This window comes from Nostoc sp. NOS(2021) (assembly GCF_017115025.1).
GTDB lineage: Bacteria > Cyanobacteriota > Cyanobacteriia > Cyanobacteriales > Nostocaceae > Nostoc.
Window position 1 is genome coordinate 16,046 of the sequence record NZ_JABXKM010000107.1, and the last position, 12,881, is coordinate 28,926.

Here is a 12,881-nt window from a genome sequence, read left to right on the forward strand (position 1 = left end):
CCAAAACTCATGCTGTAACCTCTAGTAACTACACGCCATAACATCTAGCCTGATATACATTTAAATTGCATCTGATAAATTTAAAAGAGGCTTGCTATGAGCAGGATATTGAATTGTTTAGTACAGCTTTGCGTAGAATCGTAGCGTTTTTAAACGCAGAGGGACACAGAATGTTGCCAAATTTAATTAGCGATGAATTTATGAAATGCTATATTTAGTACTAGTTGATTCACGCAATACAAAACTCTTAGCTATTGGAGGCATTGCCGTCAGTATGCCTCAGTATCCAGAGTTTGCTGATTTGATTGCATCTATTGAGAAAGTCAGAGTCAATTGGATGCACAGATCATCAAGTTACAAGGTGAAGACGAGGATTTTCTCCAATGGGGTAAGGAGCGGAAAAAAGAGTGCGAATTGAGGAATATGAAAAAGGTAACCAGAGAATAAAAAGTTAACTTTTCGCATTTGTGCCTTTACTGTTGCATGTGGCATTAAAGAAGATAAATGGTATAGTTATCATTATTTCGTTTCAAGCCTGTCTTCACCAGCAAAGTTCTACACGTTATTACTGAAGTTAAGCCTGTGAATGAAGTCCCATAAAAAATCTGACTTTTCATGAGATGCAGAACCCGGATTTCTCACTTATGAGAAAAAACATTCAGATGAGCGGGATGACAGATAATTTGTATCTCCTCAATACCGGGTAGGCAATTATTCTGACTGCCACGACTTGAAAGTTGGGTGTTAGTTTTTTTGAATATGTGCGTGCGCGGCTCACATCATGTCCGGTAAATTACTTGTAATTCCTGCGCCATCTCTCCCCTAGCCCCTCCCCAGTAGGCTACGGTGTACACACAAGTCAAAGTAAACAGATAAGTCTAATTTACCTAAATTTCTTCCTAACATTAGGATCTTATCTGGTCAAAAGCTTTTTGAAAGTGAAAACTATAATTTAAATCTAAATTCAAGATCGAAAATGCTTCATAAGTAAGTAGGTTTTGACTTCTGACTTGGCTTGTGCCAAGTAGTCTTAATTTGAATTCCAGGACAATTTATTACGTGAATCGGAGATTCCTGATGACAACAATGAAAGCAGTGCATATTCATTCTTATGGTAGTCCAGAAGTTCTTACCTATGAAAACGCTCTACGTCCTGAACCAAGTGAGGGCGAAGTGCTGATCCGCGTACAAGCTGCTGGGGTTAACCCCATCGATTGGAAAATACGTTCTGGTCAGATGAAAGATATAATTCCATACAAGCTGCCCTTAATCCTTGGTTGGGATATTGCGGGTGTGGTAGACGCGGTTGGTTCAGGTGTTAGTAGCCTTAAAGTTGGCTCACCTGTGTATGGCAGCCTCAACATGACTCGGAATGGAGCCTATGCAGAGTATGCCGTTGCAGGTGTATCAGATGTTGCACTTAAACCGACAACACTGAAACCAACCCAGGCATCTGCTGTACCAGTGGTAGCGCTGACGGCTTGGCAAGCACTATTCGAGATAGGTAGACTTTCCGCAGGACAAAGGGTGCTGATTCATGGAGGGGCGGGCGGCGTTGGATCTTTGGCGGTGCAGTTGGCAAAGTGGAAAGGGGCGTGGGTGATTGCAACAGCCTCCGCCCATAATCACTATCGCCTACAGGAGTTAGGTGCAGATCAGATATTGGATTACAATGCAGTCCGATTTGAGGACGTTGTTCAAAACGTGGATGTCGTGCTTGACACAATAGGGGGAGATACGCAAGAGCGGTCTTGGGGTGTCTTGAAAAAAGGTGGTGTCCTCATCTCTACAATCAGCCTACCTTCAAAACAAATCGCTGCCACCTATGGTGTTCGGGGAGAAATGCTCTTCGTGCAGCCCAACTCTAGGCAACTTACTGAGATTGCTCAGTTGATTGACGCAGGACAAATTAGATTCAATGTTGAGACAGTCTTGCCTCTGGCAGAGGTACATAAAGCCCATGATTTAGGTCAAAGAGGTCAAATACGGGGAAAAATTGTCCTGCAAGTCGCTGATTAATACTGATTTCATCTTTTTGCTGTGACTTTGATCAAAAAATCAAGTCAAGTATGCTCATTTGGTTGCGGTATGTTTTGCCTCTATAAAATCAGTACTTGCTCATATTCAAGATCCGAAAGAAATTTGGTATTTCAGACTTAAATCTCATGATGCGAACCTTAATGATGCGTTTGAATCTGGTCAGTGGGATGAGTATCCTCAATTTCATTGTCCTAAGTGTTCCTGCTTTAGCTGAAATATCAGAACCTACGAACATCCGGCTTGAACGGGCGATCATTAATAAGACTATTTCTGCTGCCATCTCTACGACTTCTGAAGCAACCAAAACAATTCCAGGGAGTGTTACTCAACTATCCCAGCTAGCCCCAGTCAGTACTTCTCAAAATCAGGCTACTCTCTTTGCTGCTTCTAATAACCAGTCTGTGTTTGGCATAACAACAACGCCTGCTGATGAAAGTGACAGTTTACCACTTTCTTTTATTATTGTTCAAAAGGCGCAAACAAACACAGGTAATGATGCCCCAATGGCACAAGTCACTTCTGTGTCTCAGCTAAAAGATGTACAACCAACAGATTGGGCTTTTGGTGCGTTACAGTCTTTAGTTGAGCGATATGGTTGCATTGCAGGGTATCCCGAAAATCTCTACCGGGGTAATCGAGCCTTGACAAGATATGAGTTTGCAGCTGGGTTAAATGCTTGTTTGGAGCGAGTCAACGAACTGATTGCAACGACAACTTCTGACTTAGCTCACACAGAAGATGTAGTCAAAATTCAGCGTCTGCAAAAGGAATTTGCGGTAGAACTGACCACGCTGCGGGGTCGTATAGATACTTTAGAAACCCGTACTACAGAACTAGAGGCAAATCAGTTCTCGACAACCACCAAGCTCAGTGGTCAAGTGATCATGGCGGTGAATTCAGGAACATTTGCTGGAGAACGTATCATCAGCCCTACAGGTGAAGAAATTGCTCGTTCTGACCCGAATACTACGGTGCTTTATCGGGTTGCTCTAGACTTAGATACAAGTTTTTTTGGCACAGACCAATTAAAAATCCGCCTTGATACAGGTAGTTATAATGGTAGCGATAATACGGCAGGATTCTTAGAGTCGACCTTTGGTAGTGTTCTAGACTACTCAATTAAACCACCCACTAATAATGACATTGGGCTGGCACGGTTATATTACACTTTTAAGCCATTCCAAAACTTCACGGTGTCTGTGGGCCCTAATATTCGTACTACAGATTATGTTGACCGCAACAGTTACGCTTACCTAAGCTTTCAAGACTTTAGCACTTTGGCATTTGTAAATAACTACATTCTTTTCCCTGTCAACGGCCCAAGTGCAGGTGCAGCAATTGATTGGAAGCCAGGAGGAGGAGCATTAACTGTACGGGCCTTGTATGCAGCAGCAGAAGCAGCCAATCCAGGTAATCAGGGAATTATCAGAAGTGTAGCGCCGTTTACTCAGTTGTTGTATCCTACTGGTGGTGGGGAACAAGGTTTATTTGGCGATACGTATCAAGGTACTGTTGAACTAGAGTATGCGCCATCGAAACTTTTTGCTATACGACTCCAATACAGTGGTGGAGAATTATTCAATAACCGCTATGACGCATTCGGTGCAAATTTTGAGTTAACTTTTTCACCGAAACTTGCTGTATTTGGTCGCTATGGCTATGGTAATTACAATAACACTACCTTTGGTGACATCAAACCCAACTACTGGATGGCAGGGGTGGCGTTCCGAGATTTGTTTTCCCCAGGTGCTTTGGCTGGTATTGCAGTTGGTCAACCCTTTATTGCTAGTGAGATTGGTAATACTACTCAAACTAACTTTGAAGGATTCTACAACTTTAGAGTGAGTGACAACATCCAAGTTAGTCCTTTGATTCAGGTAATTAATAATTCTGCCAACCAGAATGCCAATGGTGTGATCATTACAGGCACTCTCCGAACGGTCTTCTCTTTCTAGTTGGCATGGATTTGGTATTAAGCGGAGATATGTGTGGTTTTCGGTAATCTGGTCTGTAAACGGCTGCTGTGTCTAGGTTTTAGCGCAGAATTACTGGGAAGTGCGATCGCACTGCAACTTTTATTCGGTATTCCTTTAGTATGAGGTGTGTGTATGACTGCGCTGGATGTCCTGGTATTGCTATTTCTGCAACATAAAGGCTTTCGCTATACACAAGCCTTGATAATAATGCTGGTAGCAACTGTAGGCTTCTGTTTCACAGCGGAAATTTTGTTCTCCCGACCTGATTTGGGGGGAATTATCTTTGAATATCTGCCCATTAAATCGATATTCTTAAATTTCTCCTTAATTTATTGATCTTCTCTACTAAAAAATTGAGAAAAATTAAATAATTATTTGTTGAATAAAGCAGTTCAACAGACTAGTACAGTTCGGCGAAAATAGAGACATCGTTCAACATCCAGAGAAAGTTTCTACTGAATATAGTGTTTCTTATGCTGGTTAAGTACATCTAAACCTTAGATATAAAGTCTTCAAGCTTTGAGGATGTACCCCATCTGAACGAGAAGTGCCATAACACCTTAATAAGGAGAACACAATGAGTGAAACAATATCGGTCAATCAACAACCAAATGAACCGATCATCGTTGACAAGAAACCAATAGTAATGGAACTGGAACCTGGGACATATTACTGGTGTGGGTGCGGGCACTCCAGCAATCAACCTTTCTGCAATGGCGCTCATAAAGGGACTGGATTCAAACCAATTCCATTTGAAGTTACTGAAAAAAAGCGCGTTGCTCTTTGTCTGTGCAAATACACGAATCAGGCTCCCTTTTGTGATGGTTCTCACAACAATCTATAAACGAAAGTGAAGATCAAACAATGAACAACGAAAAAGAAGTTCTCACAATGGATGCTGGCATTCCAGTCAGCGATCCTAAAACTAACTTGCGTAATCCAATGGTAATGTGGGATTTCTAGTCGCTATCACCAGAGAGCTTACATCAGGTTACAATTTTGTTTAGCGATCGCATCCTATTAATGTTTGGTTGAGGAAACCAAAGCAAGTGACGATAGTTTATATTTTCGTCCTGACGGGGGCTTAAATAAAATAGCTGACTACTTCGGTGTCCTCAACAAAATTCTAAGTTCCCAAACCTGATAAACCAAGATAGTAGATGTGGACAAAGGAAAGCAGTAATGATAGCAACAATTAGGAGATTCGATTATGCAATTCGCGATCAAAAAGGTAAATTATCCTTCTACGTTCTCTTGTGGAAACGCAAAGGAATTTCTCTAGAACTTTTTGATGATTATTGGAGAGATGTTCACGGGCCAGTCTGCGCGAAGCTATCAAGTCAGCAGCAATACTGGCAGTTTCACCTGGCTCAAAATGAGGGTGGTCTATGGCCAACTCTTAACGGTATTGAGTACACTTGTCCAGATGAAGATCAATTTAATGGTATTGCCGAATTAACCTTTGAGACAGCTGCCCAACGAGATATCTGGTTTAAATCTGCTGCCATCCTTATGGATGACGAGCATAACATATTCAGTAAAGCGATCGGCTACAACACTAGTTTTGGTAATTCTCAAACCTATCTTGATAGCATCCCCACAGGAGATCCCAACGGCAAAGTAGGTGTAATTAAGTTTCATGTCATGGTAAAGAAATCTGATGCCGTGAGTGTAGAAGCTTTTCGCAGATATCTGACAGATAGTTTTGCACCAGCCGTTATTCAAAGCAATTCTATCCTCAAGTTTCGATTGCATTTGTTTGAGCAAGTAGATAACTCTCGCCCAGATGCTGCTGGAGTTTCTCATTACGAATCCCCAGAAAAACAGTATCAAGCTGCCTTTGAAATTGCTTTTGCTAATCCTCTGGAAATGGAAACATTCTTAGCTTCCAAAGAATATGCTATTGCTATCAAAGAGCAAGCTAAATATGTCCAGCGACTTTTACCATTTCCCGAACGAACTGCTTACACCTTTGTTTACGACGGCAAAATGACACTAGCGGGTCAACGGAGTTCTACAGTGGCAGAACTGATTGCAAACATTGGCGCAACTAATCAACTCAAGGAGGACGTAGTTAGTCTTATGTTGGAACAGAAACTTATCTCTAACTCAAATGGTCACTCGAATGGCTCCCAAAATACTGTTAGCAGATTTATTAACAAACGAACTAACTACTACAAAGATTTAGCAGCAGATTATTCTCGACCGGGACTGGTGACTGCTTATGTAGCGAAAAAACTCATAGAGGATGCTGAGAAAATTGTGGCAATGAAAGAAAGGACTTTGCCGCAAATTGGGCCTAGTTATACTCTAGAACAAATTGAACAAGAGAATAAAGAATGGTGGCCTACCCATTGTGAGGCATTGAGACAGGGACGAGGCGATATATTAACTGGCGAATATCGAGATGATTTGGTTTATTTCTGCCAGGATGGCCCCTATCAAGGCTTGGAACAACAAAAAGAACGCGAACAGCATTGGTGGGCATTAATTGCTCAACCAGGTGTCACAATGTGCTGGCCAATTGTCATGTTTCATGGTGAAGTTACCTTCTTTGAATGGAAGTGTGTAGATGATGAGACTAACGAAACACTTGCCAAGGGAAATGTTACTTGGATTCGACGTGGACATAGAGGCGGATGCTATCTAAAAACAGAACAATTGAGCTTCTACCGCGATGTTTTTGCTCCAAGTGGGCTACTGAAATTGATCACGACTGGCTAATACCATTTTGGATTTGATATTTTGCAAAAATAAGTAAGCATTTAGACATCAAAAAATTAAGTCCGCTTTGTCCCAGATCGAATATCTGGGACAAGTATTCTATTAACCTCCCCGATTGGAAGGAACGGTTAAGAAAGTTTGTTGATGAGCTAATTCCCCAGGTGGACAAACATGATATAATAAATAAATAGATTTATCAAGAAATTAAGTTAGAGTTTCAAACTATTAGTAAAGCGCCTTTATTCTTCTTTAGGACTTACGCAAAACTACACGCGCTCAGGGGAAATTCATGAATTGCCCCTACCTAAAAATCATTCTTTTCAGCTATTGTTTGCGTAAGTCCTGTTCTTGATAAAAGTACCACCACCACACTACAAGCCGTATGGTAGTTAGTACTTCATGAAGGACTGATAGGCAAACGAATTTGAAAGCGTGTCTGACCAGGTTGAGAAAAGCAGCGAATGTCTCCGTTATGCTGAGTCACTACAATTCGATAGGAAATTTCCAAACCTAGGCCAGTGCCTGCACCGACCTCCTTAGTTGTAAAAAACGGCTCAAAAATTCGAGATTGAATCTTAGGGGGAATTCCTGGGCCGTTATCTACAATCTCAACAATAATATAATCTTTGTCTTTGGAAGTACGTACCCAAATCTTACCTTGTTCACCTAAGGCATCGATCGCATTATCAATAAGATTAGTCCACACTTGATTTAATGCACTTCCATGAGCTTGAATGCACGGGAGACTTTTTTCATACTCGCGTGTCACCACAATATTGTGCTTTCTCAGCTTGTAGCGCAGAATCGTCAGGGTATTTTCCAAGCCTTCATGTACATCTATCTTCAATAAAGAAGCCCGATCCATGTAGGAGTAGTCTTTAATAGCCTTGACTATTTCTGAAACACGAGTAGTACCTTGTTCTAGTACCTTCAACAGCCCGGTTATAGACAGCGTTGCTTCGAGCCAAATTAGCACATCAGTAAACGTATTAGTTGTTAAATACTTGCTAATTGCTTCTAACTTATCATTGTTTAGCCCAGCCGCAACAAGTGCAGGAGCAAGTTTCCAACCATCAGTAACATTATGTAACTCCAACCAATGCGCTAATTCATCTTCCCAATCAATCTGAACCAAGGGATCGCAAGGGTTTTGTGTGGCTGCATATGCAGCATGTTCAATAGCATCTTGCCTGAACGTCAAGAGGTGTTTTACTTGAGTTGGTGTGAGATATTGCTCAATAAATTTGAGAGTAACAGCATCCAACGACTTAACTGTATCCTGCAACTGACCAGCAGCCCTATGTGCTGCTGATACTGGATTATTTAGCTCATGAGCAAGACCAGCAGACAACGTACCCAAGGCAACTAGCTTTTCGTGTTGCTGAGATAACAACTGCAACTCTTGCATTCGACAAGCCATATGACCAAGAACAATTTTTCTAACCGTTGGGCAAATGGTAATCATTTGCCAAAAATCATTCTCATGTAGACAATACATATAACTTCTACGCACTGCTTGCCCGCTTGCAAGGTGAAGTGTACCTGCAAGGAGAGGCACTTCACCAAAGAATGTACCAGTACCGTATGTAGCTAATACGATATTTTGATTACCAATCTCTCGTGAAAGCTGGATTGCTCCTTCAAATACCACATAAAAGTACTCTACAGGATCTCCTTGATGAAACAGTATATCTCCTGAATTCAGCCATAATTCGGTACCGTTGAGAAAGCACTTAAGTTCATTTTCATTCAAGTTCTCAAAAACCGATATTTTACGCAATTTCTCAAGCATGGTGATTACCTGGAATATCACTACAAAGATGTAAGATATTGGTGGATTAATTGAACTGCGATCGCGCCTTCGCCCACCGCTGAAGCGACCCGTTTAACTGAGTGACAACGCACATCACCGATAGCAAAAATACCCGGTACACTAGTCTCAAGAAAAGCGGGATCGCGCTCTAATGTCCATCCTTTCGGTGACATCCCGTTTCGCATTGTGTTAGCTCCGGTGAGAATAAAGCCATTTTCATCACGCTCTACAACACCTTGCAACCAATCGGTACGCGGCTTTGCACCAATAAAGCTAAACAGCGCATTGGTGGGAATAGTTTCGACTTCACCAGTTATTGAATTCAAAAGGGTTATTGCCTCCAGCTTGTCTTGTCCGAAAAATTCAGTAACCTCGCTCAATAGCTTTACGCCAATATTATTAATCTCCTCAATCTGCTCAATCAGATACTGAGACATACTTTTCTTGAGCGAGTCTCCACGGACTATAAGGGTAACGGAGCGTGCATACTTAGAAAGATATACAGCTGCTTGTCCAGCCGAGTTACCCGCACCGACAATAAATACCTCTTCCCCTTTACAAGTAAGTGCTTCGGTCATTGCAGCTCCATAGTACACACCTGCACCTGTTAATATTTCACTTCCAGGTATGTTGAACCTACGATAAGATACGCCAGTTGCAATAATTAATGTATGTGTGCTGAGTTGCGAACCGTCTGCTAAAGTGATCAATCGATATTGACTATCCAGACGAACATCGGTGACTTCTTGTGGCGAGAGAATTTCTGTTCCGAACTTTAGAGCCTGTGTGACAGCACGTTTAGCTAAATCCCCGCCATGAATACCACCCGGAAAACCAAGATAATTTTCGATCCGGGAACTAGTACCAGCCTGCCCTCCTGGAGCCTCTCGTTCAATTAACACTGTACGAAGTCCCTCAGATGCCCCATAAACAGCTGCTGCCAAACCAGCCGGGCCAGCACCCACAATAATTAAGTCGTAAAACGGCATTTTGGGGCGTGTTTTTAACCCCATCTTCTCGGCAATTTGGATATTTGTCGGCTCTACAAGATTTGAACCGTCGGGGAAGAGGACTATCGGCTGGCGTTTAGTATCAGAGCTAATAGCGTAGTTAACAAGGCGATGGGCCTCATCTGACTCAATGTTTAACCACTGATAGGGAATATGATTGCGGGCTAAAAAATCTTTGACTTGATGCAATCTCGGCGACCAACGGCAACCAATAACCCGAACACCTTCAAAAGGTGGACGGAAAGAAGCTTGCCAAACCTCAAGCAAATCGTTAAGCATCGGATATAAACGTTCTTGAGGAGGGTTCCAAGGTTTCAAGAGGTAATAATCAATTTTTGCTTTGTTGATAGCATGAATAGCCGCGTTAGTGTCTGCATAAGCTGTGAGTAAGACGCGTTTGGTCATGGGAAAAATTTCCATTGCCTGTTCTAGGAATTCCACACCGGTCATTTGTGGCATTCGCTGGTCTACAAGAAACAGGGCTGCTGACTCGTTACGTAATTTCAACTTTTGCAGCACCTCCAGAGCCGTCTTAGCCGAGCTGGCTCGCAGTACCCGGAAGCGATCGCCATACTCGCTGCGTAAGTCATGCTCAATCGCTTGCAAAACTTCCGAGTCATCATCTAATGTCAGTATCACAGGTTTAGCCATAAGTTCCTTAAAAATGCTGCTTGCAGCAACATCCAGCAAACGACACAATTGTTTTCTATAGTCGGTGTGTATTCAGTCTCCTCACAAGTGTTATATGTGAGTCTCTAACTAGCGCTAAAACACAAGCTACATAGGTCAAAAGCACAAAATCTGAATTCACTAAAAGCCCTGCTAGATAGGCTTTTTTCATCACTTTGGGGTGAAAATTTAAATCTTCATTGGCTGTATCCTTGAACTTACGTTAATTGATTCGAGAGTCATGAAATAAAGATACACATTCTAGGGATAAAAAGCCTTGCATACTAGGCTTTTAGTAAGTATGAAGCTGTGGGCTTCACATAAAATTGCTACTAGTAGCAAGAAAAAAGAAGTTGCTGCCCTTACCTACACGATCGCTAGTTCAACAGTGTCATAATGCTCTAAAACAGTGACACCCTCACAAAATGCACCTTTCTTCAAGAAATCTAATACATTCTCAGTTGCGCCAACGATATAGATATCAATATCGCTACCCAGCTTTTGCTTAGTGAAAATGAGATATCTTAGACCAGACGCGCTTATACATTTCAAATCCTGTACCAGCAAGACCAAGCGTTTGATTGACTGGGCTGTTGCTTTCTGCAATTCTTCCTCAAGCAGTCCCAAAGCATTGGCATCAAGTAAACCACTTAAAGATATTTTGGCAACACCTCCGGTTACTTCTAACAAAGTTGCATTGAAAAATACTTGAGTGGGAAGAAGTCTAACTCTAACTTTTAGTTCGTCTTGAGTTAATGGTAGTTTGACTATCAGGTTTTCAGCATCAAAGTCGGAATAAGGCTGCCCATTAATCCAAACTTCGCCAATTTGGACACTACCAGGTGGTAAAATATCAGGCTGAACTCGTAAAATATTATCTTTGAAACCTCCTTGTTTTGGCTTGAAATACAAATCCATCGGCTTCTTAGTCAGCAATAGATTAGTATAAACACAAGACAAGTAGGCCAGTTCAAACGAGTGATAACCGCTCATGGAATGACTACCCTTGCCCCTTTCAGTTCCTAGCAAGTAGGGAACTCCATTAGCCAAAACGTTGAAGTAGATACCCCCATCTGCGTAATCAAGGAACCAAGCGTTATAAAAAGCTGCTGATTCACGCGCTAGTTTTTGGTACTGAGCATTGTTAAGTGAGCCAGCTAGGATCAAGTAGGCTAGTATAGCCTGTTCTTGTTGCCACCAAGCTTTGCGATCGTGCCAAACAAAGCGGTGTGTCTTTTGGTTTGGTTCTAGAATGCGCTCTACGACATCGTACCACCCTCCACGCTGTTGATCGCTACCAACTGCGGGCATGATGTCTGCAATTTTTTCAGCCAAGGCAACATACTTCTCTTTTGGTTTTAGGTGATGCATCCGCATTAGGTTCCAAGCGATTTTGAGGTTGTGACCTACAACTGCTCGGTTCTGTTGCCATCCCCACGTTTTGTCATGACTCCAATCTTCATGAAAACGTTCTTGAACAAACGGACTAGAGTCGTAATCTGGAAAATGCTTTTCAATTGCGTCAAAGGTATACTCTAGTAAATCAGCATATTCATTCTTGCCACTAGCCAACCAAAGATTGATTAAGTATGCTGGAGCATGATCGCCTACTGAGTTCCAATTCTTTTTCGCCCGGTTATGACCCAAGGTACTACTGTAGGGACTGAGATTAATCGGATCAATGTGTGAGAAAAACCCTCCTTTGTCCGTTTTGTCTAGAAAATAGCGTTTGAACAGATTCATAGTCAATTCGATATCATTCATGAGACCTGGATCGCCCGTCACCCGATAAGTCTGGGTCAGACCTGCTAGTGCATAAATCTGCTCATAAGCTGGTATTGCGTCGTAGTCATCTCCAAATTCTGAGGAAAATATTTTTTGCTCTCTACCATCTGGTTTAACATCAATTCCGTGATACCAATAACAAATTCCTTCACCCTCATCCAGAAAACGCATGTGATCGCGCAAATATTCAGTGCCTTTTTCAGCAGCTTCTAAATAACGGTCATCCCCAGTCATCAGGTAGGCTGTAGCAAAACCGTAAACTAGACGCGAAATCGTGTCGGTTTCTTGACGATTACTTATTTCTTTTGCACCAACCAAGCCTAAATTAGTGCGATATTTCCGATAGTCTATTTCTCCATCTTCAAACTGCACTTTTAAGTAAAAATTAGCAAGGTTCCGTACTTGATTGACCCACCAATCCTGCTTTTCAAAAGCATACTCAGTTTCAGTTTTGCCAAGGAATACAATATGTTTAGCTTCAAATTTATGCTGACTATCCCCAGGATAAAAAGTCCCGTACACGAAAAGATAGCGATTTAAAACCAACATTGCTCTCATTTGAAGAGTGCAATCATAATAAGGTTCACCCAGATTCCGTACTAGTTCAGCATAGGTCGTCTCAGACAGCGCTACTTCAAAATCTCTTCCATCGGTCGTTTTAAGATTGAATGTCCCAAAAGCTCCGTTTTGAGAATTAAAGTTGATAACATACCCAGCGATTAAATCTGAGAATGGGAAAGTCACTGTGTTCATTGAATTATCTCCCAAGATGTAATGTCGATGACCAAAGCCTTTCAGGGCAGGTAGCAGGGTATAGGCAAAAGAACTAGCCTTGAAATCTATTGAATATAAGCTCCTGAATTT

8 protein-coding genes are annotated in these 12,881 nt (G+C 41.9%); 5 read left to right on the top strand and 3 right to left on the bottom strand.

Features of this window, described 5'->3' with window-relative positions:
* Positions 1-1,077 precede the first annotated feature (1,077 nt).
* From HWQ41_RS13345 to HWQ41_RS13365, 5 genes are all read left to right on the top strand, one after another.
* Positions 1,078-2,019 (top strand): NADP-dependent oxidoreductase, encoded by a 942-nt coding sequence (locus HWQ41_RS13345; protein ID WP_292763391.1) that lies wholly within the window; start codon positions 1,078-1,080, stop codon positions 2,017-2,019.
* A 146-nt stretch (positions 2,020-2,165) separates the two neighbouring features.
* Positions 2,166-3,995, top strand: a complete 1,830-nt coding sequence (locus HWQ41_RS13350) for an iron uptake porin (protein WP_292763392.1) — start codon at positions 2,166-2,168, stop codon at positions 3,993-3,995.
* A 153-nt stretch (positions 3,996-4,148) separates the two neighbouring features.
* Entirely contained in the window at positions 4,149-4,352 is a 204-nt protein-coding gene (locus HWQ41_RS13355; protein ID WP_292763393.1) for a divalent metal cation transporter, read from the top strand.
* A 241-nt stretch (positions 4,353-4,593) separates the two neighbouring features.
* A complete protein-coding gene (locus HWQ41_RS13360) occupies positions 4,594-4,860 on the top strand; it encodes a CDGSH iron-sulfur domain-containing protein (protein WP_292763395.1) in 267 nt (88 codons plus the stop codon).
* Between the two features lie 338 nt (positions 4,861-5,198).
* Positions 5,199-6,740, top strand: coding sequence for an EthD domain-containing protein (locus tag HWQ41_RS13365; protein ID WP_292763397.1), 1,542 nt, complete (start codon positions 5,199-5,201; stop codon positions 6,738-6,740).
* A gap of 397 nt (positions 6,741-7,137) precedes the next feature.
* Here the strand turns inward: HWQ41_RS13365 and HWQ41_RS13370 are convergent, their stop codons facing one another.
* From HWQ41_RS13370 to HWQ41_RS13380, 3 genes are all read right to left on the bottom strand, one after another.
* Positions 7,138-8,532 carry an ATP-binding protein gene (locus HWQ41_RS13370; protein ID WP_292763399.1) on the bottom strand — a complete coding sequence of 465 codons (1,395 nt, stop codon included), beginning with the start codon at positions 8,530-8,532 and terminating at the stop codon, positions 7,138-7,140.
* 20 nt (positions 8,533-8,552) lie between these two features.
* Positions 8,553-10,214, bottom strand: a complete 1,662-nt coding sequence (locus tag HWQ41_RS13375) for an FAD-dependent oxidoreductase (RefSeq protein WP_292763401.1) — start codon at positions 10,212-10,214, stop codon at positions 8,553-8,555.
* A gap of 384 nt (positions 10,215-10,598) precedes the next feature.
* A complete protein-coding gene (locus HWQ41_RS13380; RefSeq protein ID WP_292763403.1) occupies positions 10,599-12,770 on the bottom strand; it encodes an AGE family epimerase/isomerase in 2,172 nt (723 codons plus the stop codon).
* Positions 12,771-12,881 lie beyond the last annotated feature (111 nt).